A 26,639-nucleotide genomic window follows, 5' to 3' on the forward strand; every position below is an offset into this window, starting at 1 on the left:
CTCGCCCTGGGAAGGCATTCACCGGGCTGCGGCAGAGGCTGCCCTCGGCGTTCCAGGCGTGGACGCACTTCAGCCCGCGCTGTCCGACCGACTCGCCCTCGCCGCCTCCCGCGCACGTCACCCCAAGACCCCATCGACCACACCGCCCCGCGAAGTGGCCGGCATCCGCTGTGAACGCACCCCGGACGGCGGCTGCCACGTGGAAGTGCGGTGCATCCTGCACACCGACCGCCGCGTCGTGGACATCGCCCGGCAGGTACGCCATGAAGTGAAGGACGCCGTCACCGCCTGCCTGGCTCAGCACCGAACAGTCGTCCCCGTCCTGGTCACGGTCACGGTCACCCGAACCGTCTGAATCCCCCGGCCATATGGCACCACGCGCCTGTCAGATGGCACCGGAATCACCCGTTCCGTTACACACGCGATCGATAGGAGACTCGGCCATGACCCACACGACGAAGCACTCCGAGCGGGCACCGGATCCCGTTCGGATACTGAGCGTCTACCTCAACGACCACCTTGCCGGAGCAGGAGCCGGCGTGGCCCTGTTCCGCAGAATGTCGCAGACTCACACCGGAACGCCCGCCGGTCGACGGCTGACAGAACTGACCGCCGAAGTCACCGAAGACCGGGAGAGCCTGCGCGAGATCATGACCGCGCTCGACGTACCGCTCATGCACCACAAGATCCTGCTGGGCATCCTCGCGGAGAGGGCGGGGCGGCTCAAGCTCAACGGCCGCCTCGTCTCCCGTTCCCCGCTGAGCACCATCCTCGAACTGGAGGCGGCTCGAGTAGGAGTGGAGGGCAAGAAGGAGCTGTGGCGGACGCTGCGAGCGCTGTCTCGAACGAATTCCCGAATCGACGGCGAAGCCGTAGGTCGACTGCTGGCCCGAGCGGAACGGCAGACCGACGCCCTGGAAACCATGCGGCTATCGGCCCTGGAGCTCACCTTCCACTCCAGGCCCGGCTCAGGAAGCTCGCCGACCCCGCGCGGTGGAGGCATCTCCTGGAGAAGGAGCCGGGCACACCGATGAAAGGGGGATCGACACAGACCCGCACGCCATGAGGATGATCACGCCAGCTCCGGGTATGCGCATTGCGGATGATGGAGCGCCGAGGTACTGAGCGCTTCACCACTGAAACGAATCCCCAATGCGCAACTGGAGGACACCATGATCGTCCTCGGCGTCATCCTTCTCATCGTCGGACTCCTCACGAGCATCAGCATCCTGTGGACGATCGGCATCATCCTCGTCGTCATCGGAGTCATCCTCTGGATCGTCGGCGCACTCGGACACTCCGTAGGCGGCCGTAAACACTACTGGTGAAACCGCACACCACCAGCGGAGGAGCCACTCACCCCGACGGGCCCATTCCGCATCTCCCTGCAGCGCACAGTCCGCAAATCGGAACGTAGACGACCAAGGCGTTACCGACTGTTCTGCTCGTCCTCACAGCCGGAACTGAAAGAACCCGAGGGGACTGTAAATCGAGCATTCGATCGACAGACCCGCCCTGCGCGCAGCATCTCCGGATCCCGGTCGCCGGATGGTGGCATGCGGCCCCCTCACGCGGGGCGCGACGCACCAGTCGGGTGGGCGTCGCGATTGGCCTTGGGGGCAATGCGGGCGGGTACAGGGCCTTGATGAGGTCACAGGAGGCGCTGCGGCTGGGGCTGCCAGTTGTAGGCGGTGATGCCGCGCCCGTCGATTCGGTCAGCGACGAGTCGAAAGAAGTTCCGGCCGGGATCGGGAGGATTCTGCCGTGGCCAGTGATCGCGAGCGCGTGAAACCGGATACGAGTTCGATCGAGGCGCGTGGCGGGCGGGACGAGAGCGCGGAGGAACGCGCGGACCGTATGTGGGCGGACATCCTGCAAGAGGTGCGGGTCGCTCAGACCGGCCTTCAGATTCTCTTTGGCGTCCTGCTCATTGCCGTCTTCCAACCGGTATTCGCCGAGCTGGGTGACACGGACCGAGCCCTCTACATCGCCGCGGTCACCCTGGGCGCCGCGACCGCCGGCCCGCTGATCGGACCCGTCTCCCTGCACCGCACGGTCACCGGGCGCCACATCAAACCGCAGACGGTCGCCTTGGCCTCCCACATGACCAGAGTCGGCCTTGTCATGCTCGCCACCACCACAGCCCTGACGCTACTGCTTCTCCTGCGCACAGCCACCGACGACACGATTGCCTGGTGGCTCACGGCGGCAATCACCCTTTGGGTCGTGAGCGTCTGGTTCCTCCTGCCGATCTGGGCCAGGCGCCACTACCCACCGAACCGCTGATCCCTCCCAGCACGGCAACGTCACGGTGACGTCCTGCCGTACCGAGCCGACGCACCGATCGGCGGCCCGCGCACGCCGCTCGTGGGAGCGCGTGGAGAGGGGCGAGGCGAGCACGGGCTGGGGCAGACCTCGGCTTCCACCGCGATCACCGGAGAGGGCGCCTCTCGATCATTCGTCCGGCAGCAACCCGGCAGCCCCTCTGTGGCGGAGCCCCGGTCATGGCTCGGGGAGACTCCCGCCCGACTTGGCGCGCCTGCGCACCGTCTTCACCTACCTGCGGGCCGCACTCGGCCGGGCCGAACAGGCACTCGCCGTCGCAGAGGCGCACGCCTCCCTCAATGCGGGCCGACCCCCGCTGCCCGAGCCGCCCGCCTGGCTGATCAAACACGGCACCGGCGCGGGCCGACCCCTCATCCGCGTCCCCGTCGGCGGGTGCCGGGACACACGCAATCGCTGCTCGGCCATCGACGTCGAACAGGCACGCGTGCCCTGGCCGAGGGTGTACCCGACTGCCCGGCAGGCGCCGATTGGCTCGTCCTACCCGCGCCGACATGGAGTGCGCCGCGGAGGGCCGTGCTTGGCCGAGCTCACCCCTCGAAGAATTGCGGTGCATCGGCTCGACACAGCCCCGGCATTCCCCACGTTCCGCCGGGGCCTTCCGCTCGGCGCCGCGCTCGGCTCACTCCAACCGGCAACCTGTATGGCAGCCACGATGGCCACTCGAGTGGCGACCCCGTCGCACACCGCATCGCGCCGGGCGTATTACGAGCTTCAGCGACCCGGCAGGTTCTCGTCTCTGCTGCCATTCCGCTACGGCGCTGAGTCGGAAGACGTCCCCAGGAGCAGGTTTCGCAGGCCAGGCATGCCGTCCGCCAGCGCGCGGCGTTGGCGGTCTGCCGGAGTGCCCTCCCTGAGCAGGCGGTGTACAAGAGAGCTCACCTCACGTTGGTCACCGCTGTCTTCCAGCGCGGGAGCGACGTGACGAAGGAGCATGCACAGAATGTCCCCACTGCTGCGAAGATGCCCCCAAGGGTCGAGCAGCGAGCCACCCAGTCCGTGCCGGGCCGCATGCCAGTTGGCGGCTTGCAGCAGCTCCGGCGGGCACAGCGGCAGAGCCGCTCCAGCCTTCTCCTCGTCGATGGCGACCTCGACAAGGGCGCGGACGATGCCCGCCAGCATAACGGCGTCATCAGCACGGAGTTGGACGTCCAGGCATCGGACTTCCACGGTGGGGTACCGCTCGGAGAGCCGGGCCTGCCAGTACAGCTGTCCACGATCGGCGATGATTCCCGCCGAGACCAGGGCCTCGACCCGTCCCTCGTAGTCGGAGTAATCGCGAAAGACGGGCGGGGGGCCGCTCACGGGCCAGCGGCCGAAGACGATGGTCCGCCAACTGGCGAATCCGGTGTCCTTCCCGTCCCACAATGGCGAGTTGACCGACATGGCCAGCAAGGTCGGGAGCCAGACTCGGATGCGGTTCAAAACCGCCACCCCGGTCTCTGGATCGGGTACGGCCACGTGGACGTGCATGCCGTTGATCAGTTGTTCGTCCACCAGTTGTCGCGCCTCCCCCTCCATCCTGCGGTAGCGCGGGGTGGGGGTCACGGGCACCGGAGCAGGGCCCCTGACCGGCGCCGCAGCAGACGCGAGGACTCGGCAGCCCCGATCCTCTGCGGCCGAGGCGACCGCATGGCGCAGCCGCAGGAGATGGCCACCCACCTCCTCCAGCCGGACACAGACGGGGGTAGCAACCTCGATCTGCGACTGCAACAGCTCCTCTTGAACCTCGCCGTCCTCAGTGAGGGACACGACACCTGCGGCCCTGCGCACGTCGTCCGCCCATGGCACCGGCAGCAGGGTGTCCGCGTCCACCAACAAATACTCTTCTTCGACGCCCAAAGTGATCACGCTCAGCGGCTACCCGGAGGATTCCGGCATATACACTCAATCCATCCCACACATGCACAGCGCCACGTTTTCAAAGCGGGCACCAAGAAACTTGCGTGGGCAACCAAGGCAGGGCGCACACGCCCCTCCCCGGGAGTAAATCCTGCCACCGCCCGGGGCGCCCCGCTGAGGACGATCGACAGGGACGCTCAGCGGATCGACCCCACTGCGGCCAACTACAGCTCTTTCCTTGAAGGCGAGACCAGCGGCCACGCTCCCTCGCGCGTCCGCTGCGCGGTGCGGTCGGCACAGCCGCCCCGGAAGGGGAGGGGTCAGAGGGGGCTGTCAGGCCGGCTGAGGGCCGTGCTCGGAAGGAGCGGTGCGATGGAACACCACCTAGGGTTGTCCCGTAAATGATCTTTGAGTCGTGCGGGTGCGGCTTCCCCGGTGCGTGCGGTCGCCCCTATCCGGCCAGGGCGAGGTTGTGCATGCGGGCAATGCCGAGCATGGCGTGGTGGACTCCGTCGCCTTTGAGCCGGCAGTCGCGGAGGATCTTCCAGTTTTTCACGCGTGCGAAGACGTGCTCCACGCGGGCCCGGACCTGTTTGTGGGAGCGATTGTGCTCCTCCTTCCAGGCCGGGAGTTCCGTCTGTCCGCGCGCACGGCGGTGAGGGATCACAAGCCCTGTCCCTGGATAGCCGCCGTCGGCGATCGTGAGCATCCTGCCGACAGCGGTTTTGGCACCGGACTCTTCCCACGCCTTGCAGTCGTTGCGGTTCCCGGCAAGTGGCTGGCCAACCACTACGACCATCCGGGGGCCAGCGTCTATCACGACCTGGTGGTTCGTGGAGTACCGGTAGTTCTTCGATCGCTCGGCCACGGTGTGATCGCGGGTAGGCACGAGGGTGCCGTCCACGATGAGCACGGTGTCCTTGGCGAACCGCTTGCGCGGCTGGAGCGCGAGCATCGGCCCCAGATGGTCGATGATGCGGTCCGCTGCCGACTTGGAGACACCAAAACGCGGGCCGAGTTGGCGTGTTGTGAGGTTCGTGCCCCAGTAGGCGGCGACCAGCAGTGCCCTGTCGTCAAGTGGCAGGCTCCATGGCTTGCCCCCGCGATTCGCTTCTGCCCCTTCGCGTTGCAGCACCGTCACCAACTACCGGAACAGCCTCGGGCTCAGCCCGGTGAACGGGCCTATCCAGGACGGCTCCGACGCCGTGATCACACCAGCCACACCGAGATCATCACACCGCGGTCAGGCGGAGGTCCCCAGCCCAGCTCTCACAACGGACTCGACCGGTGGGAAATGAGAGCTCCAGGGCGATGCGCCCGGTGTTCGGCTCGTGGTCCTCCCTCACCGCGAGAACGCTCTCCCCGAGGTGGTCTGCGAACGGCGTGCTGTCGCCCATCGCGCCCACTGTGATGAGGCCCGATTCGCCCATGTCATGGCCGGCGTGCGGCTCCGACACCTCAACGATCAGACACCAATCCGATCCGGTCGTGATGTGCACGGCGGCCTCCTGGTCATCGATCAGCCACACATCGAGCGGGCCCGCGGGGTCGTCGCTGCCGTAAAAGTGCCACGACCCGACGACACCTGCGAGCCGACGCCCCACCAAGCTCTGCGCGCTCACGCCAGCGCCATGAAGTGGGCACTCCTTCGACTTCTCAGACTCCATCGGCCGACAGTACCGCCAACCGACCTCCCAGCTCACAGCCCTATACGTAGGGCAGGAGCAGCATCGTCAAGGAGGGGAACGCGGTGAGGGGCGGACCGAGGACCACCATGTGCGGGCGGGAAATCAATCTCTCGGAAGAGGGACAGTCCACAGAAGCCGAGCGCTGACCGTGTGCCTGCACCTCTTCGTCCGTCTCCTGCGCCCCGCGCTCGTCCGAGCGACGGGTAACGTCGATGTGTCGATGCCCGCCGGAACGAGCCGGACGGCCACGGCGCGGCCGATGGTCCGAGTGGAGCCGGTGACCACCGCAGTCGTCGGCGTGAAGCCTGCCGGACTGTGCGACCTCTCTGTCGTGCCGTGTCCAGGTCGTGACGGGTCGGGCCCCGGCCCCCTGCTCTCCTCCAGGAAGCCGGCAGGGGAATCACTCGTCGCGGAGCACCCGCACACTCGTATCGTCCGTGTCGACCGCGTCCGGAACGACCATGCCCGCCTCCACGCCCGAACGCAGGTGTAGGGGGTCAGCATCTCGGCGGCGATCCGTCCGTCCGCCTTCTCCCCAGGCCACGCACAGCCCCACCGACACCATGCCACTGTCGACCCGCGTCGAACTCATGATGGCCGTTCAAAGCGTCGCAGCCCTGATGACATCCCTTCTCGTGATCGCCCGCGTGGTCAGCGTTCTGCACTGACCCCGGCATCCGGGTTGTTGCCGGCCGTGAGCCACGTCGTCGGGCAACCCCTTCCAGCAGCATGAGGTCAGGCGCCGGGGAGAAGAGGCAGAACAGGTAGCCGTGCGGATCACGCAGGCGAAGGCGGCCAGAGCGAGTGGAACCGAGCTACCGAATGGTGAACGCACCATGCGTCGTCGTCATGCCTCTCAGCCTGTCCATAGCGTCGCCCCCTACCCGCGGCACCGGGCAACCGCGCGGTGCTGACGATCCCCGAGAATGTGCCACCAGCAGCGAGTACTCATCCGGGTAGGCTCGTTCGAGCAGTGGTGCCGTACAGGAACCCTCATGCGTGGCGCTGCCGGCCGAGCCCTCGCACCGTGCAGGATGAATCATTCTCGAGCGCGTTCCGCATCGCTTCCGCTGCCCGTACGGACGCATCGGCGCAGCAGTTGTTGAACAGAACGTGCACGACGCCGGCTTGCCGTGACATCTCCCGCACGCGTGACACCCAAGGCGCCAGTTCGGCCTCCGTGTAGGTGTGACGGTAGCTCTCTTCCTTGCTCCCGGGAGCGGTGGAGCCCCACGATGTGCTGCGCCCGTGGAAGCGGACGACGGCCAGGTACGGCGTGGTGACTGCCGCTACCGGAGGGATGGATGCGGGCAATCCCTGGACCGTGTCGACGGCTACGGCCGCCATTCCTCGCGAGCCAAGGAGCCGGGCGGTCGCCGCCTGCCGCTCAGTGCTCCACCATCCTGGGTGGCGGAATTCCACGGCCACTGGCCAGCCTTCTGCCCGACGGGTGCACTCCTCGACCAGCTGCTCGCCCCGCGGCCCGGGAGCAAGCCACGGCGGGAACTGGAACAACAGGGCTCCCAGCCGCCCACTCGTACGCAGGGGCTCGAGTGCGCTGCTGAAACGCAGCCACACCTCCCTGAGCAACCCGGAATCGGCTCGTACGCGAGTGGGATCGCCCGGTTGCCTCAAGTCGGCGGGAAGGGCTGCGGTCCGAGTCGGATGGCCCGTGAGCAGTGAGAACGCCTTGACGTCGAATCGGAACCCCGGCGGTGTCCGTTGGGCCCACAGCATGCTGTTGCGCCGACTCGGCATCCCGTAGTAGGTGGAGTCAACCTCCACGATCGGGAACCGGGTGGCGTAGTGCCGCAGCCGGCCCTCCGCGTCGCGTCGGCCGGCGGGGTACCAGCCGCCGGCGATCAGCGCCGGATCCGTCCACGAACATGTGCCCACCAGAATGTCAGCCATAGGAGCGCGTGTACCCGCCCACGCTTGCCACCAACTTCCGTGGCGGTACCCGCAGTCGCGCGGGCGGAGCCGGAGGATCCTGTCTCTTGCCATCACTCGGCGAGGAGCTCGCGCGCGGCCCTGAGCGCAGCGCGGGGTGCCCCTCACGTGGATGCACCACGTGTTTGCCCGGCCGGGCAGTGATGGCCAGGCCATAGGCGGCTTCTGCTGCGACGGGGCCTGCGGGATGGACGTGGCCCCGGGGCAGGGCAAGCGCTGCGCGTATCGCCCTCGTGCCTGGGGTGGTGCGTCAACCAGGGGCTTTCAAGTACGCAAACGGAATCTTCATCAAAGCTGTCTCAGGTGAGATCTGGAACGAAAGGCAGATAGTCCTCGGTGGGCGCTGAAGGCAACACCGCATAACTTCCCTCCGGAAGTTCGTTCCACACTCCGGGCAAGCTGCCCAACGGTTCGGAAACGACCAACCGCGTCTCGTCGGAGACGTCCCGGAGGTAGTCCAGCTCGGGGTAGAGCTCGCGGACCGTGTCGGTCTTGTTGCTGTAGAAGAGCGACCGTGATTGCTTCTGGCTGGAGTAGCGGAAGGCCCACACGCGCTCGCCGTCGCTCACCGCAATCGTCATCTGCAGGGGGTAATCGACCCCGTGTTGCTGCCCGAGCCGCTCAACGAGACCGGCCATCCTTGCAACAGCGCCCGGTACGTCCTGATCGAGCCCGAAGGTGACGGCGAGGTAGAACATCACCTCGGAGTCGGTGGAGCCTTCCATGGACGGGAACAGGGCGGGGTCCACCGCCATGCAAAGGTCGCGTTGCAGCCGCGGGAAATCAGCGATCGCCCCGTTGTGCATCCACAGCCAACGGCCGTGCCGAAACGGGTGGCAGTTGGTCTGTTGGATCGCCGATCCCGTAGAGGCTCGGACATGCGCGAAGAACAACGGGGAGCGTACATGCGCGGCGAGTTCTCTGAGGTTTCGATTGTTCCAGGCGGGACCGATGTCGCGGAACACTGCCGGCGTGCCGTCGCCCCCCGGGCCGTACCAGCCGATGCCGAAACCGTCGCCGTTCGTCGATTCCACGCCCATCCGGGCGTGGAGACTCTGATCGATCAACGAGTGCTCCGGGCGGTACAGAACTTCGTCCAGGAGGAGAGGCGAACCCGCATAGGCAAGCCAGCGACACATCAGCGCCACCCCGTTCCAGCTCGATGCGAGCCCTACTCGTGCGTACGCGGACCAGAGGCCGGTTGCGGATGTGGGTCGTCGGAATCCCTCACCCTGTGGATCATGCAGTACGACTACCCAGCTGTCCGCCAATCATCCGACTACCTCGACGCCGCCGCCAAAGCACGACAGACGCGACCCCCTACGGCCGGAGCTGCGGTGTCACCTTGCAACCCTCGGGCCGAAACCTGCAGGGTCCGACTCCAGAAGTCCGGCCGCGCAGGAAGCCGACGTCACTCGGTCGTCAGTTCCGCGCACCGGGTCACGATTCGGGCGAGGGTTCCTTCAGTGTGCAAGGTTCGTCGCTGGGCGTGGGCTCCGTTCCCGTGCTTCATGAGGCGGGCGATTCCCTCCCGGACTCGCTCGTCGTCTTCGTGGTCCACCAGCGCCTCTCGCACGTGCTGTGGGCGTCCACCAGCAGCAACTCTTCTTCCACTCCAACACCTCGCATGCGCCACCTGCCGATTTCGGCCTTGGGATGCACCTTCGTCTGCCCTCCCTGCCCCGGCCCAAGCGGAATCCAGTCGCCGAGGCCGGGGTGATGCCGGGTGCACGGCGGAAGGTGAGGCAGCTGCCTTGCACCCTGTGTCGCGGGACCGTGGCCGCGAGGACGCTCATTCGCCGCAGCAGATAGCGGGGACCGCTCAGGCCCAGTGAGCTGCGCCAGGTCATCCCCGGATACCGGCATCGCAGGTGCGACAGAGCAGGGCGTACCCCAGCCGCTCTCGAGGAACCGCTCCTCGAGGGGGCACCCCTGTGATGACGGCCTCGGCGCAGTCGGCGCAGATCCGGTACCTGAGCTGACCGGCGACCCTGCGGACATGGACGAGGAGCAGGCAATCCTCGTCGGCTCCGGCTTCACCCGGCAGGTGCGAGGGATGGAACTCGATCTGGCGGTGGGTGGAGGAGGCGAAGTTCGCGACGTAGAACGCGAAGGCGGCCGAGGCGGCCATCCAGATCACCAGGGCCAGGAGACTGCCCGCGGTCACTCACTTGAATCCGCGGCCCTTGGCGTTCGGGGCGGCCCAGTGGAGTATCGCGATCATGATGGTGACAAGGAGGACCAGGTCACTCATGGAATGGATCGCTCCGTTCGAATGCACCGCTGCGTGCGGCCACGCGAAACCAAGCTCGCGCTGGTTGCTTCACGCGATGATCTGTTTACTCCACGTAATGATCCAGCACTGACACGGAGCCCACCACGCGGAGCAAGCAAATGGAACGGCCTTCGGTCGCGCCAGGTATCCATCTCAGGGGCGGCGGTGGCACATTGGCTGCGAACATCAGCGCGGCACCTCGCGGAGCCCGACTCCTTCGACCCTTTCCCCCGGCGGGCCCACGTACAGGCTGCCCGGTTTCGACCTCAGCCGCGTCGTGTCCTCAGAGTTTCCGGGCGCGGATGACCACCAGCTCTTCGAGTTCGTCGGCTTCGACGGCCAGGCCCTGCCGCTCAAGCCAGGATCGGCGAGTTCGTAGAACCGGCCCCCACGGCACGACTGCCTCAGCCGCGATCCTCGCGTCAAGCCCCACAGCAGACAGTCGGTCGACGGTCCGCTGGGGTCCGCACATGCCCGAATGAACCATGAGCAGGACCCCGCCCGGTCGCAGGAGAGAAGGGATGCTCGCGCAGATCCGGTCGATGACTCCTCGCCCGTCAGGCCGGCGTCCCAGGCGCGCTCCGGGCCCCGTGCGGGCAGCTCTCTTTCCGGGGCCGGGACGTAGGGCGGGTTGGAGACGACGAGGTCGAAGGTGCTACCGATGTCGGCTGCGGCGAAGTCGCCGCGGATGACGCGCAGGGGCAGTCTCCGGCGCAGGGCGTTCAGCCGGGCGGTGAGCACCGCGCGCCATGCGACGTCGACTGCCGTGACGCGGGCTCCCCTGCCCGCGGCATGGAGGGCCGGCACCCCGGTACCTGTGCCGATCTCCAGTACGCGGGCTCCCGGTCGCAGGGGCTCCAGGGCAAGCACTTGAGCAAGCAGGCGGGTATCACCTTGCGGCTTATAGACACCTGGGAGCGCAGTAAGCCCAGTGGGCAGCGTGCCCGTCGTCGGAGCAGTACTTGCCACGCGTACCTCCGTAAAAGGCACGGCCCGCTCGTACGGGCCGGCGGCCGCCTACCGCTTCGTGCGACTGCCCCCTCCGAAGCCGCTCGTCCGGCGGTCGGGCGATCACGTTCCCCTGGATCGCATACGGAACGACTCGGCGTTCAGTCGGGCACTCGGCGCATTGGGCAGATTCCCCGAACCAGAATCTGCTTCCGAGCAGCGCCGGGTCTTCGCGGGCCGGCTGGTTCCGGGCCGCCTGGTACGGGCCGGGCTCAGCCCGCGGTGCCGGATCTTTCCAGCACTGCACACCGACGATGCCGCCGCATCTCGCGGCGGTATCCCGCCCGACCGGTGAGCGGGGCGTTCGATCTGGCGGCGGGGCCCCCGATCGACGCGAAAGTTCTGGCCGGGATCTTCGACGTACGACAGCGCCCGTCCTCTATGCGGCGAGCATCCCGTTGCGCAGCTTGGTCAGGATGCGGGTGAGAAGGCGGGAAACCTGCATCTGGGACACGCCCAGTTCGGCGCCGATCTCGGCTTGGGTCATCTCCTGTGCGAACCGCATGTTCAGGATGCGCCGGTCGCGTTCCCCAAGGTCTCGCAGGAGGGGGGCGAGGGTGTGGAGGTCCTCGAAGAGTTCCATGTCGGGGTCGACGTCGCCGACGGTGTCTGCGAGGGAACGCCCCTCGACGCCGTCGGATGCGCGCGGCTTGGAAGGTGTCGGGGAGTCGATGGAGCCACTTGTGTAGCCGTTGGCAGCCACCATGCCCTCGATGACGTCTTCCTCGCGGAGTTCAAGGTGCTCGGCGAGTTCCCTCATGGTGGGGGCCCGGCCGAAGGCTTCGGTCAGCGCCTCCTGGCTCTTCGCGATCTCGGAGCGCAGTTCCTGCAGGCGCCGCGGTACGTGTACCGCCCAGGTCGTGTCGCGGAAGAACCGCTTGATCTCACCGGTGATGTACGGGAGCGCGAGGGTGGAGAACTCGACCTCACGGTCGGGGTCGAAACGGTCGATGGCCTTGATCAACCCGATCGTTCCGACCTGGACGATGTCCTCGATCTCGATGCCCTCGCCGGAACGGCTGCGAAACCGCCGGGCGGCGAAGTTCACCAGCGAGACGTTCATCTCGATCAGAGTGTTCCGGGCGTACTGATACTCGCGGGTTCCCTCCTCCAGCGACCGCAGCCGAAGAAGGAACAGACGTGACAGCTCCCGGGCATCGGCGGGCGCCACCCGGCGGGCGTTGTCGATCCGTGGAAGATCCTCAAAAATCCGCGCACCCTCCGCTTTGGCGCCCGACAGCGTATCCACTCCCACGGTGGTGCCGGTGGCTATGGCGGTCTGAGACATGGAACCGTTCCCTCCCTGGACGGATGATCGACGTGCCCCGCCTCGTGCCCGCCAACCCGCGATCCACACCCCTCCCCGAGAAGGCTTTCGGCCCCGTACAGGCTCGTTGGAAACCTGCGTCGGAGAGGAACACCGGGTCCACGGCCTCCCGGCCCGCCGGCCGGTGCGGCGCAGCGCAGCGCGATTCTGGCCGCCACCCATAGGGACATCTGCCACGGATGCGGCCGTTCCGGTTTCCCCGGCAGGAGGGCGGGCAGCGGCTGGAAGAGGGGGTCTGCACGCCCGAGGAGGGCACGATGGACGACGAACAAGGCGGCGCCGGCGGCGTACCTCCGCACGACGGACACAGCGCGCGACAGACACGGCGGGGCGCGCCCCATCAGGGCAACGACGTACGGACACCGGCTGCCGACACTGACGAGGCGAGCCGGCTCGACCGCCCGAAGCGGGACACGGGCCCGCGCACGGGGAAGGTCCGATGGACGGCTCCGAAGCACGACCGAAACGGGGAGAGCGGCGGCGAGTCCTAGGCGGGAAGCGAGACGAACGTCGACCAGGGAACGGGATCGAATCAGACCCGGCTCACGGTCGAAGAGGCTGATGGAGGCACCAAAAGAACGTCGAGCGCCCACCCAAGAGGCCCCGGGCGCGTCGCCCCCGGCCGAGCGAGGGTCGGGCGGGATGCACGGGCCCAGGGGCCGTCGTGCCAACGGCGCACCGCCAGTACCGTTTGAGAGTTCTTGACCATGACGAAGACCGCAGTTGTCATCATCGACATGCTCAACACGTACGACCACGAGGACGCGGGTGACCTCGTCCGCTCCGTCGAGCGGGCCCTGCCCGCCGTGGTGCACCTGTTGGAGGAAGCCCGCGCACGCGAGCTAGCGGTGATCTACGCCAATGACAACTTCGGAAAGTGGCGTTCCCACCACGGGGAAATCCTGGATGCCGCCCTCGCCGGGCCTCATGCCCGCTTGGTCGAGCCCGTGCGACCGGACGCGGACTCCTACTTCATCGTCAAAGCCCGTCACTCGATCTTCTACGAGACGCCGCTCGCATATCTGCTCGGGACACTGGGTGTCGACCATCTCGTCCTGTGCGGGCAGGTCACCGAGCAGTGCGTGCTGTACTCCGCCCTCGACGCCCACATCAGGCATCTGTCCGTCACGGTGGCCCGGGACGCGGTCGCCCACATCCATCCTGGCCTGGCCGATGCCGCCCTGAGGATGATGGAGATCAACATGGCGGCCCGCATCGTCCCCGCGACGCAGGCCCTTCACTGACAAGCCCGTCAGGAGCGCAGCGCGAACAGGCTCGGGCCCGGCCGGCCGGCCGAAGACTGTGTGGCCCGTACCGGCTGTCCGGCTGTGTCAGTGCGGGTGTCAGGGAACAGGGAACGCGGTGCCATCGTGATCATGACGATCACCGATCTACGACGAGCACGATCACGATCACGTGAACACAACTGTGGTGTCGGTGAGTTGCAGGAGCCGTCGCACGGGTCGCCCCGCGGCGGTGATGCGCAGCTCCCTGCCGGCTCGGCGCGCCGCTTCGCCTGCGGCCAGGAGGGCGTTGAGGCCGGCGCAGTCGCAGAAGGCGACCCGCCGGAGGTCCAGGAGCAGGGTGGCGCGGTGAGAGGCGAGGGCGATCAGGAGGGTGTCGTGCAGGACGGCGGCGGTGTGCAGATCGATCTCTCCGCTCACACAGACCCGGACCGTGCCGGGCGCTCCGGCCATCACGCCGATCTCGATGCCGTCGGCCGTCGCGGTGGTGTCGAGGCGGGGGTCGTACATGATCCCGGTCATGTCTGCCTCCCGTTGTCTCTCCAGCCTGTCTCTACCTTCAACAGCATGGTCGACAGCCGGCCAACGTACGTCAAGAATTACGCGAAAAACAGGACGTATATACAAAGAAGGGGCATGCTGGAGACATGGGTGACGAAGGACTCCAGCGTGCCCCGTGGACGTTCCTGACCAGCCACGCACGCGTACTGCTGGCCCTCGACCGAGACCCTGAAGCTCGTCTGCGGGACGTTGCCGCGACCTGCCACTTGACGGAGCGGACCGTCCAGGCCGTTGTCGCCGATCTCGTGGAGGCCGGATATCTCACCCGAGTACGCGATGGGCGCCGCAACCATTATCAGATCACCCAGGGCGCGAAATTCCGCCACCCCGCGGAAGCCGACCGCGACATCGCCGAACTCCTCGACCTGTTCGCCCGCGACCCCCGGCCGGGCCGTTCCTCCCCCTCCGACACCCAGGCGGCCGAAATGCGCGCGGGCGCCGGCAGACGACGGATCTCGTAGCCCGGCAGGAAAATCCGAGGAGCCTCTCCCACCGGCCCGAGGCTGCGGGCCTTGAACCCTCACGAGTGCTGTCAGGGCACCGGTCCCCCAGCCGCGCCCCACTGCGAGACCGCCAAGAGGCCACCACGCGCACCCGCGGCCGGCTCCGGTACGGCGCCTTACCGGGCGAGGCGTGGGATGACCGGTGACGGGCAGGGCGTACGATTCTCCGCCGCTGATCGCCTGCACCTGCTCTTGCACCTGCTCCTACAGATCCGTACGGGAGAAGCCGAGCAGCGTCCGATCGGCCGCGCGCGGGCCGGCATGGGCCTACTGCGCAGTGCTGCGACCACCACCGTGGCTCCGATTCGTCACCGGCACGACCACGTGCAAGGGTTCCTGTCGCCTCGAAGGAGACACAGTTCTGCCGGCGCCGTGCTTGGCCGCGTAAGTGGCAGCAGCCGGGTAGGCGGAGCAAATGACATTGACAGAGGAACTGCTGTCCGAGTCCGGAGTTCAGGAGGTGATCGGGTGGCTCGTCCATGTGATCGAAGCCGCCGGTGCATTGATCATCTTCGCTGGTGCCGTCTGGGCTTTCGTCCGGTTCGCCTCGACCGGGATCCGAAGGCGATCCCTCATCGGTGAGTTCAACAAGATCCGGCTCAGCCTGGGCCGCTTCCTCGTGCTGGGACTGGAGTTCCAGCTCGCGGGTGACGTGCTGCGCACCGCGGTCGCACCCAGCTTCACGGAAATCGGGCAGCTGGCCGCCATCGCCGCCATTCGGACCCTCCTGAACTTCTTCCTCACCCGGGAGATCGCCCAGGAGCGCGCCGAGATCGAGCACGACCAGAAGGCGCCAGACCCCCGCCCCGTGGTCGCCCGAACGGATCTCGTGTGACGTTGAACCGAGCGCCGAGCTCGGGTCGGCGGCGAAAGCAACCGCCGGAGGTGGTCAATCTTGCCCAGAGAGGTGGATGCGCCGCGACGGATCAAGTGGACCAGGTGGCCGATGTAGTCGATCCGCCCCTGGCCGGAGGAGAACGCGAGCGCGCGTCCGCAGGCATCGGAGCGCTCTACGGCTCGCAGTCTCCCCGCCTCTTTCCGGCCCGGCTTCAGCGCGATCCTGCACGCCGTGGCCCGCGCCTTGGAGGAGGTCCGCCGTGCATCGCCGAGCTATCCGGAGCACCTCGACGCATAGATCGAGGAAGCAGCCGCAGAACTCGACCGCGCGCACCAGAGGAGCGGACCACCGCGGACGCCTCCGCCACCGTTCATGCCCTGACAGGCACTCTGCTCACCGATGCCGGACGCCGCCCGGCCGATCTCCGCCCGGCCGACGCGACCTCGCCGGGGCCTGAGGAAGATCAGCGGGCGAGGAGCGCCGACGGCTCCCCGCAGCGGCTTCGTACTCAGCTGCCGGTGACACCGCCGCGGTGGCGTGCGACGACGAGCAGCACACAGTGTGGGCTCCGGGCCGTAGGCGGAGGTGCCCCCGGGCGCGTTGCGGGTGGCGTGGCAGCGGCGGCCCGGACTGGGAACTGTGCGACGCGTCCATGAGACCGCGGCCTGCGAGGCAGCTCCCTGTCCGGGCCGCCGGTCGGTTGAAGCTGCCCCTGCGGTCCTGCGGGCCTGACATCGAAAGAGCTGCGATAGGGGCAAACTCGGCACTTACGGGCAGGAGCCGCTGGACACGGATTCAGCCGAGCGGCGAGAGGGATGGACATGGCAGGCAAGGACACAGAGGACATGAGCCAAGCAACACGCCGAAAGGCGGTGCTCATCATCGACCAACTGACCGGCGCGGCCGGCACGCCCGGCGAAGCCACCAACGGGGTACCGCCGACGCGTGCCGCCCTGACACAGTTGATGCTTCGCCGCGGTGTTCCACTCCTCGCGGTTACCGCGCTTGCGGCCCTGATGTGGCGTACCAGCAAGCGGCATCGGTGCCGGACGGCCCGGTAGGACCACTTCTTCAGACCCTCTCGTCACGCCGGCTGCGGGGTTTGGCACTTGGCACCCGCAGCACGCGCCGACGGGATCCTTCTTCCACGTTCCTGGAGGCACGAGATCCATGACTTCGTTCGGTTACTTCCTGTCCTGCGAGGAATTCACCCCCGCCCAGCTCCTGGACCAGGCACGCAAAGCCTCCGATGCCGGGTTCTCCCGGCTGGCCATCTCCGACCACTTCCACCCCTGGAACGACGAGCAGGGCAGCAGCCCGCTGGTCTGGTCGATGATCGGGGCCCTGTCCCAGACCGTGGACCTGCCGGTGACCACCCTGGTGACCTGCCCCACCATGCGTCTTCACCCGGCCGTCACCGCGCAGGCCGCGGCCACATCGAGCGAACTGTTGGACGGCCGGTTCGCCCTCGGCGTGGGTACCGGCGAAGCGTTGAATGAGCACATTCTCGGGGACCGGTGGCCCTCGTTCGACGAGCGCGCCGACATGCTGGAGGAAGCCGTCGAGGTGATGAGGAAGCTCTTCACCGGCCGCCAAGTCAGCCACCGCGGCACGCACTACAGGGTGGACAACGCCCGCCTGTACACCCCTCCGCGCGGGCGGCTCCCCGTTCACGTCTCCGGGTTCGGGCCGAAGGCGGCGGAGCTCGCCGGCCGCATCGGCGACGGATTCATCACCATGGGTCCCGACCAGGAGGCCATCGGCCGCTTCCGGGACGCGGGCGGCGAGGGGAAGCCGGTGATCGGGGGCCTGAAGGTGTGCTGGGACGATGACCGTGAGAAGGCCGTCGAGACCGTTCACCGGCTGTGGCCCAACGAGCAGTTGCCGGGCGAGCTGGCCCAGATCATTCCGACCCCGGCCCACTTCGAACAGGCGAGCCGGCTCGTCACCCGCGAGCAGGTGTCCGCCAACGTGCCGTGCGGTGATGACGTCGAGGAGCACGTGACGGCCGTACGCGCCTACCTGGACGCGGGTTTCGACGAGGTGTACATCGGCCAGATCGGCCCCGGCCAGGACGCCTTCTTCACCGCCTGCCACGACAAGCTCCTGCCCGCTCTCCGCGGATGAGACCACCCCTTCCCGCCATCCCAAACCCGGCCACCGGGGCCTGCCGGCGAGGCACCGCCGGATGACGGCGTCCCGAGGCCGGCCCCCGCCACAGGGGCGGGCCGGGCAGGGCTCGGCAGCCTCGGTCACCCGCGAGCTCTCCCTGTGTCCAGCCCCCGGTGGTCCGAGCCACCGGACCGGTCGCCGGGTTCACCCTTCGATACCGGTGGAGGTGTGGGCCGCGCCGACGGGCTTGGATTCGGGTGATCCGCGCTGGCGCAGGTACACCGCGAGGATCGCCATGGAGGCGACGGCGAGGAGTTCGGACTGCCAGTTCTGCAGGGTGCGGTTCCAGAACTCGGCCGAGGTCACGTACGTCAGCCAGCCCACCGGGTCCTGCAGTTCGCGCAGTTGTTCTTCGTTGAAGGCGATGCGCCCGGTGACGGATTGGGCAAGCCACGACAGGATGAAGATCAGGAACATCACGATGCCGAGGGAGTGCGAGTAGAGGCCGCGGCGCAGGCCTGGAGCGGAGGCTGATTTCGGCGAGTCCGAGGTGGCCCAGACCCCCACCTTCTGCTCGCGGTCGGTTTCGGTGCCGGCCTTGTCGAGCGGCTTGGACTCCGGGGAACCCCGTTGGAGCAGCCAGACGGTTCCGACGATGTAGAGGAAGAACTGGAGAAACTCCGACTGCCAGTTCTCCGTGACGTCGACCATGAAGTCCGAGGTGAACAGGTAGCCGGGGAACGACAGGGGCTGCAAGCTCTGCGCCGTCAGAACGCTGTTCAGTTCGGCGTGGCCGGCGATCGATTGGCCGACGAGGGTGAGGAGGAAGCCGGTACCGAAGGCGAGCGTGAGCCCGTTCTCGTGGACGAACCCCTTGAAGCCGCTCACCGTTGCATCAGTCCTACGGTGAACGCGTAGGCCAGGCCGCCGAACACAAGGGTCAGGCAGAGCAGGAACATCGTGCGCATGTCAGTCGCCCTTCAGGTCGCACCGGTAGGGGTGGCCCTGCCGGGGCGTGCAGCCGGCAGCCGTGACCTTCCAACCGTCGGCGAAAAGAGCCAGGAACACGCTGTCGTGCGGATAGACGACACGCGCCTGCGATCCGTAGACGACCGCTGTCCCTGCCGGTTCCCTCGCGCCGGTCAGATTGAGGCCCTGCAGGGCGGCCGGGCAGGGCTCCTCCTGCTCCAGTTCCTCCCGGGTTCCGGGGGCCAGTGCTTCGCACCCACGGGGACTGTCAGCGTCCGCGAGGGCCCTCTCGAACGCGGCGGCCTCGGACCGCGCGGCCTGGCTCCTCTCGTCAGACGTGGCGCACCCCGCGAGCGCCAGGCACAGCAGGGGCAGCAGGGAACGGACGACGATCGGACGCATGGCCCGAGGATGAACGACAGATCCTGGCCACCGGAACCCTTCGGACGCGACACGCAGAGCCATGCCCCGGGGGAGGAAAACGCGGACGCTCACCAGCCGACGGGGCTGCGCCGCCGGTGGGCTTGAGCGGGACGACCGAGGCCCCCGCCCCTGGCACGGCCGGCGGAGGGTCGGGCGTGGGCCGGCTCGCCGTCGGCCGGCCGCGTTCCGATTCAGGGGGTGAAGAGGACCTTGATCGCACCGTCCTGCTTCTTCTGGAACATCTCGTATGCCCGGGGTGCGTCGGCGAGCGGGAGCCGGTGGGTGGCGAAGTCGTCGACGCCGAGCGGGTCGGCGTCGGTGAGGAGCGGCAGGAGGTCGTCGATCCAGCGCCAGACGTTGGCCTGGCCCATGCGGAGTTGGATCTGCTTGTCGAACATGGTCAGCAAGGGCATCGGGTCGGCGCTTCCCCCGTAGACGCCGGATAGGGAGATGGTGCCGCCGCGGCGCACGAGGTCGATGGCGAGGTGCAGCGCGGACAGGCGGTCGACGCCGAACCGTTGCATCATCTTGGCGGCCAGGGCGTCCGGCAGCATGGTGGTCAGGTGTTGGGCGCCCTTCGCGAGGGGTGCGCCGTGGGCCTCCATGCCGACCGCGTCGATGACGGCGTCCGGGCCGCGTCCGCCGGTCAGTGCGCGGACCTCGTCGGCGATGCCTTCGCCGTAGGTGTTCAGGTCGAGGGTGTGGACACCGCGGGCGGTGGCCCGGCGAAGGCGCTCGGGGACGAGGTCGATGCCGATGACGAGGCCCGCTCCGCGGTGGGCGGCGATGCGGGTCGCCATGTCTCCGATGGGGCCCAGGCCGAGTACGGCCACCGTGCCGCCGGGCGGGATCGCGGCGTACTCGACGGCCTGCCAGGCGGTGGGCAGGACGTCGGAGAGGTAGACGAAGCGGTCGTCGGGTCCTTCGGCCGGTACGGGGATGGGGAGGGTGTTCCCGAAGGGGACCCGGAGGTATTCGGCCTGCCCGCCGGGTACCTGTCCGTACAGCTTGGTGTAGCCGAAGAGGGAGGCGCCGCTGCCGTACTCGTGGACCTGGGTGGTCTCGCACTGGGACTGGAGTCCGTGGTCGCACATGTGGCAGGTGCCGCAGGAGACATTGAACGGGATGACGACCCTGTCGCCCGGCTTCACGCGGGTCACGTCGGGACCGACTTCCTCAACGATGCCCATGGGCTCATGGCCGAGGATGTCGCCGGCGTCGAGGAACGGTCCGAAGACCTCGTACAGGTGCAGGTCGGAGCCGCACAGGCCGGTGGTGGTGATCTTCACGATCACGTCGGTGGGGTCTTTGATCACGGGGTCGGGCACGGTATCCACGCGCACGTCGCGCTTACCGTGCCAGGTCAGGGCCTTCATGGTGACTCCTCGATTCGTGGCCGTCGGGCACACCGTGTTTCCGGATCCGGACCGCAGTGCCCGCTGCTCTCTGGTGATCCAGTGCCTGTGCGGCTACCCCGCCGTGACGGCTTCAGTGAGGAGCCGAGCAGTTCTGCGGACGAAGCCGTCCCCATGGTCTGCCGCGGTCGGCATCAGAATCGGGAACCGCGCCGGAAGACGCCCCCACTGCCGGCCGAGGCCCGCCCATTCATCCGAGGTGCTTCCGGTGGCACGGGAAGACGCGAGGCGGCATCCGGACGGAGCTGCGGGCAGCCGTCACTTCTCGGTGTCAGCTGCGCGCACCGGGTCACGACCCGGTCCAGGCTTCCTTCGGCGCGCAGGAATTGCCGCTGGGTACGGGCGTCGTTCCCTGCTCCTGAAGGCGGGCGATGGACTCCCGGACTGGCTCGTCGTCTCCGTGGTCCACCAGCGCTTCGCGCACGTTCCGGTACAGGGATTCGACTGCGTGGGGGCGCGGATAGGAGCCCCTAGTAGGCGGTGCGCCAGGCGTCGTCGTCGATGTCCGCTGCGCCACTACGGCCCCCACGTCGTCAGGCGATTGCGGCGACGCCGATGCCGATGGTGATGAACAGCCAGCCGGTCGTAAGCTCCCAACGGTGACGGAACTTGGGTCGGTCGAGGAGTGCCCCTAGGCGCGTGGCGACGGCGACCAGAGCGAACCAGTAGACGATGCCGATGATGACGTCCAGGGTGCCCAGGAAGAAGATCTGCCGGGTCATCGATCCGCCGCCATTGACGAACTGCGGCAGGATGCTGATGAAGAACAGTGCCGCCTTGGGGTTGAGTACGTTGGTGAGGAAACCCTGCATGAAGCCGGACCGCCACCAGCCTCTGCCGGGGTCAGCCTCGGTCGGGCCGTCCTTGGGGTCGGTGGCCGTTGCTCTTCCGGCGGACCGCTCACGGGCGGCTCGCCGGGCTGCAAGGAGGGCCCGTACCCCGAGGTAGACGAGGTAGGCCGCACCGAGCAGCTTGATCGCGTCATAGACCGTGGGGGAATGGGCGGCGATCAGCGACAGCCCGGTGGCGGCGGCGAGCATGTGCACGCACAACCCGGCCTGGGCTCCCAGTGCCGCGCCTCGACCCTTCGAAGGGTGTTCGGTCGCCGACCTGAGCACCACGAGGAAGTCCGGCCCGGGCACGACGTAGGCCACCAGCACCACTGCCAGGAATCCGACGAGGTCAACCGACATCCGCTCTCCGTTTCGTCAGCCCCGTGGCCGGATGACCGCCGGGGGTGGTTTCTCCGAAGGCCGGAGCGTCTGGCCCTGGGAGGGTGGATCTGGTGTCAGGCCGCGATGGCCTGTGCTCCCACCACCGAGGCGACGGCCCCGACGAGTACCCCGAGGCCCTGTTCCAGTTGTCCGTGCCCCACTGTCAGCGCCGGCAGAACCTTGACCACCTCGTCGTGTGGGCCGGCCGTCTCCCACAGCTGACCGTCGCGGTAGGCGAGTTCGCAGACCGCGCGGCCGCGCCCGGACGGTCGAAGGGAAGCCCCAGGCCAGGCAGCACCCGCGAGGTCGGGCGAGGGCGGGGTCAACCCGGCTGGTCCGACCTGGCTGCGCGCCCTGGCCTCCTGGGCCAGGGCGCATGGCACGCCGCACTCCAGCGCCTGTGCGGCCGTGACAAACGCCGGGTACGCCGCCTCCTCGAATCGCTGCCCGGCTTCGGGCCGGTGCGCGCCGATCAACTGCTTGCCGACCTCCGCGTCTCCGGCGCCCGCCGCGTCCAGGGCCTTGACGCCAATCAGCGCATCCGGCTCCTCGCGCTGTTCCCCCTCCAGACTGACCGGAAGCCGATTCCACTCCACCTGAGCCAGACGCATCGGCCCGGACGGATCGGGTTGCCCCCGAGCCTGTCGTGCTCGGCGCGTACCTCTGCACGCAGTCACCACGCTCCCCCGTTGACGTGGGGTCGACCGTGCCCGGCACCACGACACGCGTGTACTGGCCGCCGCACGAACCGCCGGCAGCCAGGGAGAGGGACAGGTCAACACCGGCAGGAGGCGATCTCGCCAAAAGACGACGCTGGTCGGGGAGTGCCGGAACGTGCGTGCAGGTCGGTCAGACCTCGTCGCCCTCGCGGGCCGGGTCGGTGGCGGGCGGGGTGGCCGGCAGTCGTCCACACTGACGGCGATGATCTCGGCAAGGTCACCCGCCCCCGGTTCCTCGGCGCACAGGTCGGCACCCGCGAGGTGATCCACGATCACGGCCTCAATGACGGTGCGCAGGGCTTCGGGGTCGACGGCGGCCGGGACGGCGGGAGCCTGGTCATCGGTCACGGGCTGCTCCTCGTGGTGGGCGGTCGGGTCGGGCCGGCGGACGCGTTGTCCTCCGACCCCTCCTCTACCCGCATGTAGCCGAGCCATCGAGCGAGCTCAAGTGGCGGCGGGGAATGAGATGAACGCCGTGATCGTCTTGCAGGCGCCGTGGGATCGGATCTCCGTGCGGTCGGCGATTCGGGTGATCAACAGCCAGCCCAACCCTCCCGGTACCTCGACCGCGTACCCGGCATGCGTGGGGACCGTGAGGATGCGTCCGACACCTCGACCTCCACCCAGTTCCGGAGAGGTCGGACGTGGAAGTCGGTCACGCCGCCGGCGTGGCGACGGCGTTTGGAGGCCAGCTCCGACACGACCAGCAGCACATCGTCCACCAGACGCTCCCCCACGCCGGCCGCCGCCAGGACCTCGTGGGCGATCGCCCGAGCGTCCTCGCATCTCAGACCGACCGTGCGATTCGGCCTTCTGACGCTGATAGCGCTCTGCGAGGATCCGGCGCTTCAGACAACAGGGCACGCAGGTCGCCATCGTCAGTTTCTTCGCGTTCTCCTCCGGGCAGGGAAACAACGACTACATCGGCTATTCGCAGCTTCCGTGATGCTCGGCGCACTGTGTGGCCTCGCGGCCCACCTCGTACTCGCGCCTGCCCGCCACATTCACCACCGGCAGCAATCCGTCTCAGACCTCTACACCACCATGAGCCGGCGCCTCGACGGCCTGGCTGAAGTCTTCGACGGCGAGGACTCCGACGTTGAGCGTGTTCGGCAATGGCGCCGTGACCGGCGCCGCCTGTCCGCAGACTGTGAACGCATCCGGCACAGCATCGAAACCGAGATCGAGAACAGTCATCTCCACCCCCGGCGCGGCCTGGGCAACGCCGACGCAGCCCTGCCCCGCGCCCGCGACGCCGTCACCGTCGCGGAACGGGCCATGGACCATCTTCGTTCCATCACGCGCGCCCTCCACTACGCACTGGACAGCGGGGAGACCACCGACATGTCCGCTTCCTTCAGGACGGGCTTCAGGTCCCTGCTCCGTAAGGGGGCCGCCGCGACGCAAGAGATCGGCAAGACACCCCCCCCCACCGATTCGAGCCGGCTCGCCGCCCTGCTCGACGATACGGAAACCGAACTGGGCCGAGTACAGCAGCAGGGATGGGCGCCGGCCGAAGCCCCGCCGGAAGTCCACACCCTGCGGGGCACACTCCTCACCGACGCCGGCCGCCTCCTGGCCGAGCTAGTAGGTGCGGAGCCAGGCGGCAGCGGCCGCCTTCACCTACGGCGCCCGCCACCTCGCGGGCCGCCGGCCGTAGAGCCGATGGCTGCGGCGCCGAGTGTGGTGTCGGTGGCCAGGATCCACCGGACGGTCTTCATGGCCAGGGTGAGGACTTCGCTGCCGCGCCGGCGCATGCCGGCCTCGAAATGGTCCACGGCGTCGGTAAGGGTGGCGGTGCCGTCGGCGACGGCGCTGACGTGTGTGAGCAGGCTGGCGGCGTCGCGGATGGCCGCGCCCGCTCCCATTCCGGCGGTGGGCGGTGTGGCGTGGACAGCATCGCCCAGAGCGGTGATACGACCCGCAGGCCAGGGCGCGAGGTCCTCCGCGCGGGTGGAAGCGGCGTTGAAGCGGAATCCGGCCACGCTGTGCGGGTCGGCTCGGGCGATGACCTCGAGTGTGTGCTCGGCCCAGCCCCGCTCGCGGAATTGGCCGAGCAGCGCGGCCTGCAGTTCGCCGCCACGCAGGTCGCGCAGGGAATCGGTGCTGGTGGATTCGGGGAACATGGCGCCCCAGATGTAGGTGGGTCCGGTGGTGACCGACATCCGCAACTCGGGAGCGTCGAGCGCGGTGTTGCCGACCGGGTCAAGGAAGCCGACGTACAGGGCTCCTCCGCGCGGGCCGATCGCCAGCCCCGATCGTGGCCCAAGTCGCTGATGCTCGCCGGGGCTGAGGTCTCGCCGGAGGGTGCGGCCGGAGAACCCGATGATGCCCGCCGGGCTGTTGGTCGGGCCTCCCGCCAGGTGGCGGGCGACTACCGAATGGGTGCCGTCCGCGCCCACCACCAGATCCGCCGAGACCGGCGCCCCGTCGGTAAACAGCACTCGGGGCGCGCCATGGTCATTGTGGTCGACGCCGGACACGTTGCGTCCCAAGTGCAGGCCATCTCCTACGGCTTCGGCCAGCAGCATCCGCAGGGTGATCCGATCGACGTCGATACTTTCACTGTCCCTGAGGTCCGGCCCGTGGCCCAGCAGCCGGCCGCGGCGATCCCAGAACGCGTCGCGCTCGCGCAGTCGCAGCGCCGACCCCGATGCCAACAGCCGCTGCATGATCTTCGGTTCCACCAGATCTTTTAGCGCCGACTGTGCCCGGTCATCCAGGGTGATGTGGTAGCCGCCCGTGGCCGCCACATCGGCGTCTCGGTCGAATACCGCCACTTCAAACCCCCGGCGACGTAGCCCAGCCCCCAATGCAAGCCCGCCGATCCCGCCACCAACGACGACTACCCGCATACCCGACACCGTTCCCTTCCGCTGCTGCTGCTGCTGCTGCTGCTGCTCACTGAACAGACCCCACCCTGACACCGGTAGTGGACACCGAGTGGCCACTACCGGTCATGATGGGACGATGGCGAACACCTCACACCGGGCATTGCGGCTGTTGTCTCTGCTCGGATCAGGACGGCAGTGGTCGCTGCGCGAGCTCGCCACCCGGCTCGGGGCCAGCGAACGCACTGTCCGCCGCGACATCGAAACTTTGCGCGCACTCGACTACCCGATCGCTACCATCCATGGCCCCGATGGCGGCTACCGACTCGGAGCCGGGCGAACCCTGCCGCCGTTGCTGTTCGACCACGATCAGGCCCTCGCGGTCGCGGTGGCCCTGCAGACCGCGCCAAGCACGATGTTCGGCCTAACGGACGACGCGGCGCGGGCACTGGCGGCTCTGCACCAGATCATGCCCCCCGCGCTGCGGGCATCCATGGAATCCCTGCGCCTGACTCGGCTGCAGAACTATTGGGAGTTCCCCGCGCCCCCCATCGACCCGGTCGCCCTCACCGCCGTCGGAACCGCGGTACGCCACCGCCACCTACTCGTCACCGAGACACTGCGTCCCGACGGCACACGCCCCCAACCCAGTGACCCCGACTACCTGCCCGCCCACCGCATTGAGCCACACCACCTGATCCTCTGGGCCGCCCGGTGGTATCTGGTCGCCTACGACCTCACCGACAATGAATGGCGAGTGCGCCGCGTCGATCGGCTGCACCCACGCCCCACCACACAGTGCTTCGCCGCCCGCGCGCTTCCCCACCCCGACCTCGCCCACTTCGTGATGAGCACCCACGACCGCGGCGACACTCCCGCCGTCTGGCAATGCACTGGCACCGCACGACTCAACCTGCCCGCTCACATCGTGGCCCGCTGGGCACCAGGCGGCTCCGTCGTGGAACACATCGACACCGACTACTGCCGGCTCACTCTCGGCGCCTGGTCCTGGGCCGGCATCGCCGGCATTCTCGCCACCTTCGACACCGAACTCACCGAACTCCACCCACCCGAACTCGTCCACGCATGCCGCCGTCTCACACGCCGATGGGCCTCTATCGCCGACACCGAGAACCTCGGTCCTTCTCATGAATGAGTAGTTCTGCGAGATCACGCCCCTCCGCGAACCATGTCCGAGTTGCCGAGGGCCTTCGTTCTCACGACGTCCCGCAAACGCGGTTCGTATAAAGCCCCTCACGATAGTTCTGCGACTTGCCAGAGCCCGCCGAACCGGCCGCCATCATCGAACAGTTCGACTGCCCCACCTGTGAAGTGCCCGCCGAAAGACCTGCTGCAACAGCGACGGCAAGGTCGCCC

Annotated in this window: 24 protein-coding genes and 3 pseudogenes; 11 read left to right on the plus strand and 16 right to left on the minus strand. The window is 68.0% G+C overall.

Annotation, left to right across the window (positions count from 1 at the left end):
• Positions 1 to 58: 58 nt before the first annotated feature.
• The 4 genes from OHA84_RS01660 (at position 59) to OHA84_RS01675 (ending at position 2,286) form a co-directional block, all read left to right on the plus strand.
• The gene (locus tag OHA84_RS01660) at positions 59 to 355 is read left to right on the plus strand and encodes a hypothetical protein (protein ID WP_266976793.1); all 297 of its coding nucleotides are present in this window, start codon (positions 59 to 61) and stop codon (positions 353 to 355) included.
• 88 nt (positions 356 to 443) lie between these two features.
• Entirely contained in the window at positions 444 to 1,034 is a 591-nt protein-coding gene (locus OHA84_RS01665) for a hypothetical protein (RefSeq protein WP_266976791.1), read from the plus strand.
• A 138-nt stretch (positions 1,035 to 1,172) separates the two neighbouring features.
• Complete coding sequence (locus tag OHA84_RS01670; RefSeq protein WP_266976789.1) at positions 1,173 to 1,328, plus strand: DUF6131 family protein; 156 nt, start codon at positions 1,173 to 1,175, stop codon at positions 1,326 to 1,328.
• Between the two features lie 436 nt (positions 1,329 to 1,764).
• Positions 1,765 to 2,286: a DUF6328 family protein gene (locus OHA84_RS01675; protein ID WP_266976787.1), complete on the plus strand. Its 522-nt coding sequence runs from the start codon at positions 1,765 to 1,767 to the stop codon at positions 2,284 to 2,286.
• An 810-nt stretch (positions 2,287 to 3,096) separates the two neighbouring features.
• Here the strand turns inward: OHA84_RS01675 and OHA84_RS01680 are convergent.
• The 8 genes and pseudogenes from OHA84_RS01680 to OHA84_RS01715 form a co-directional block, all read right to left on the minus strand.
• Positions 3,097 to 4,194: a glutamate--cysteine ligase gene (locus tag OHA84_RS01680; RefSeq protein WP_266976785.1), complete on the minus strand. Its 1,098-nt coding sequence runs from the start codon at positions 4,192 to 4,194 to the stop codon at positions 3,097 to 3,099.
• A gap of 442 nt (positions 4,195 to 4,636) precedes the next feature.
• A pseudogene (locus tag OHA84_RS01685) lies at positions 4,637 to 5,407 on the minus strand (transposase).
• Positions 5,408 to 5,417: 10 nt separating this feature from the next.
• Entirely contained in the window at positions 5,418 to 5,852 is a 435-nt protein-coding gene (locus tag OHA84_RS01690; protein ID WP_266976783.1) for a hypothetical protein, read from the minus strand.
• Positions 5,853 to 6,866: 1,014 nt separating this feature from the next.
• Positions 6,867 to 7,784 carry a DUF72 domain-containing protein gene (locus tag OHA84_RS01695; RefSeq protein ID WP_266976781.1) on the minus strand — a complete coding sequence of 306 codons (918 nt, stop codon included), beginning with the start codon at positions 7,782 to 7,784 and terminating at the stop codon, positions 6,867 to 6,869.
• A 338-nt stretch (positions 7,785 to 8,122) separates the two neighbouring features.
• Positions 8,123 to 8,962, minus strand: a complete 840-nt coding sequence (locus tag OHA84_RS01700) for a class II glutamine amidotransferase (RefSeq protein WP_266976779.1) — start codon at positions 8,960 to 8,962, stop codon at positions 8,123 to 8,125.
• 944 nt (positions 8,963 to 9,906) lie between these two features.
• A pseudogene (locus OHA84_RS01705) lies at positions 9,907 to 10,068 on the minus strand (YhjD/YihY/BrkB family envelope integrity protein); the annotation flags it as partial.
• Between the two features lie 313 nt (positions 10,069 to 10,381).
• A pseudogene (locus tag OHA84_RS01710) lies at positions 10,382 to 11,037 on the minus strand (HemK2/MTQ2 family protein methyltransferase).
• A 448-nt stretch (positions 11,038 to 11,485) separates the two neighbouring features.
• A complete protein-coding gene (locus OHA84_RS01715; protein WP_266976777.1) occupies positions 11,486 to 12,394 on the minus strand; it encodes a SigB/SigF/SigG family RNA polymerase sigma factor in 909 nt (302 codons plus the stop codon).
• A gap of 746 nt (positions 12,395 to 13,140) precedes the next feature.
• On the opposite strand from OHA84_RS01715, the gene OHA84_RS01720 reads away from it, so the two are divergent.
• Complete coding sequence (locus tag OHA84_RS01720) at positions 13,141 to 13,677, plus strand: cysteine hydrolase family protein (RefSeq protein ID WP_266976775.1); 537 nt, start codon at positions 13,141 to 13,143, stop codon at positions 13,675 to 13,677.
• Between the two features lie 168 nt (positions 13,678 to 13,845).
• Here the strand turns inward: OHA84_RS01720 and OHA84_RS01725 are convergent, their stop codons facing one another.
• Entirely contained in the window at positions 13,846 to 14,199 is a 354-nt protein-coding gene (locus OHA84_RS01725; RefSeq protein WP_266976773.1) for an STAS domain-containing protein, read from the minus strand.
• 125 nt (positions 14,200 to 14,324) lie between these two features.
• On the opposite strand from OHA84_RS01725, the gene OHA84_RS01730 reads away from it, so the two are divergent.
• The 4 genes from OHA84_RS01730 (at position 14,325) to OHA84_RS01745 (ending at position 17,706) form a co-directional block, all read left to right on the plus strand.
• Positions 14,325 to 14,699 carry a helix-turn-helix domain-containing protein gene (locus tag OHA84_RS01730; protein ID WP_266976772.1) on the plus strand — a complete coding sequence of 125 codons (375 nt, stop codon included), beginning with the start codon at positions 14,325 to 14,327 and terminating at the stop codon, positions 14,697 to 14,699.
• 457 nt (positions 14,700 to 15,156) lie between these two features.
• A complete protein-coding gene (locus tag OHA84_RS01735) occupies positions 15,157 to 15,576 on the plus strand; it encodes a DUF1622 domain-containing protein (protein ID WP_266976770.1) in 420 nt (139 codons plus the stop codon).
• 824 nt (positions 15,577 to 16,400) lie between these two features.
• The gene (locus OHA84_RS01740; protein ID WP_266976769.1) at positions 16,401 to 16,640 is read left to right on the plus strand and encodes a hypothetical protein; all 240 of its coding nucleotides are present in this window, start codon (positions 16,401 to 16,403) and stop codon (positions 16,638 to 16,640) included.
• A 109-nt stretch (positions 16,641 to 16,749) separates the two neighbouring features.
• The gene (locus OHA84_RS01745) at positions 16,750 to 17,706 is read left to right on the plus strand and encodes a TIGR03557 family F420-dependent LLM class oxidoreductase (RefSeq protein ID WP_266976768.1); all 957 of its coding nucleotides are present in this window, start codon (positions 16,750 to 16,752) and stop codon (positions 17,704 to 17,706) included.
• A 189-nt stretch (positions 17,707 to 17,895) separates the two neighbouring features.
• Here OHA84_RS01745 and OHA84_RS01750 read toward each other — a convergent pair whose 3' ends face one another.
• From OHA84_RS01750 to OHA84_RS01770, 5 genes are all read right to left on the minus strand, one after another.
• Complete coding sequence (locus OHA84_RS01750) at positions 17,896 to 18,579, minus strand: DUF6766 family protein (protein WP_266976767.1); 684 nt, start codon at positions 18,577 to 18,579, stop codon at positions 17,896 to 17,898.
• 81 nt (positions 18,580 to 18,660) lie between these two features.
• Positions 18,661 to 19,062, minus strand: a complete 402-nt coding sequence (locus tag OHA84_RS01755) for a hypothetical protein (protein WP_266976766.1) — start codon at positions 19,060 to 19,062, stop codon at positions 18,661 to 18,663.
• Between the two features lie 212 nt (positions 19,063 to 19,274).
• The gene (locus OHA84_RS01760) at positions 19,275 to 20,459 is read right to left on the minus strand and encodes a zinc-dependent alcohol dehydrogenase (protein ID WP_266976765.1); all 1,185 of its coding nucleotides are present in this window, start codon (positions 20,457 to 20,459) and stop codon (positions 19,275 to 19,277) included.
• 572 nt (positions 20,460 to 21,031) lie between these two features.
• The gene (locus tag OHA84_RS01765) at positions 21,032 to 21,691 is read right to left on the minus strand and encodes a LysE family translocator (RefSeq protein ID WP_266976763.1); all 660 of its coding nucleotides are present in this window, start codon (positions 21,689 to 21,691) and stop codon (positions 21,032 to 21,034) included.
• Positions 21,692 to 21,786: 95 nt separating this feature from the next.
• Positions 21,787 to 22,095, minus strand: a complete 309-nt coding sequence (locus OHA84_RS01770; protein WP_371591296.1) for a hypothetical protein — start codon at positions 22,093 to 22,095, stop codon at positions 21,787 to 21,789.
• A gap of 597 nt (positions 22,096 to 22,692) precedes the next feature.
• On the opposite strand from OHA84_RS01770, the gene OHA84_RS01775 reads away from it, so the two are divergent.
• Positions 22,693 to 22,857 carry a hypothetical protein gene (locus OHA84_RS01775; RefSeq protein WP_266976759.1) on the plus strand — a complete coding sequence of 55 codons (165 nt, stop codon included), beginning with the start codon at positions 22,693 to 22,695 and terminating at the stop codon, positions 22,855 to 22,857.
• Positions 22,858 to 23,457: 600 nt separating this feature from the next.
• Here the strand turns inward: OHA84_RS01775 and OHA84_RS01780 are convergent.
• Together OHA84_RS01780 and OHA84_RS01785 are read right to left on the minus strand one after the other, a co-directional pair.
• Positions 23,458 to 23,718 (minus strand): hypothetical protein, encoded by a 261-nt coding sequence (locus OHA84_RS01780; protein ID WP_266976757.1) that lies wholly within the window; start codon positions 23,716 to 23,718, stop codon positions 23,458 to 23,460.
• Positions 23,719 to 24,050: 332 nt separating this feature from the next.
• Entirely contained in the window at positions 24,051 to 25,286 is a 1,236-nt protein-coding gene (locus tag OHA84_RS01785; protein WP_266976755.1) for an NAD(P)/FAD-dependent oxidoreductase, read from the minus strand.
• 115 nt (positions 25,287 to 25,401) lie between these two features.
• Here OHA84_RS01785 and OHA84_RS01790 point away from each other — a divergent pair, with 115 nt between their 5' ends.
• Positions 25,402 to 26,418, plus strand: a complete 1,017-nt coding sequence (locus tag OHA84_RS01790) for a YafY family protein (protein ID WP_266976753.1) — start codon at positions 25,402 to 25,404, stop codon at positions 26,416 to 26,418.
• Positions 26,419 to 26,639: the final 221 nt, after the last annotated feature.

The sequence above is a fragment of the Streptomyces sp. NBC_00513 genome (genome assembly GCF_041431415.1).
Taxonomy (GTDB): Bacteria; Actinomycetota; Actinomycetes; order Streptomycetales; family Streptomycetaceae; genus Streptomyces.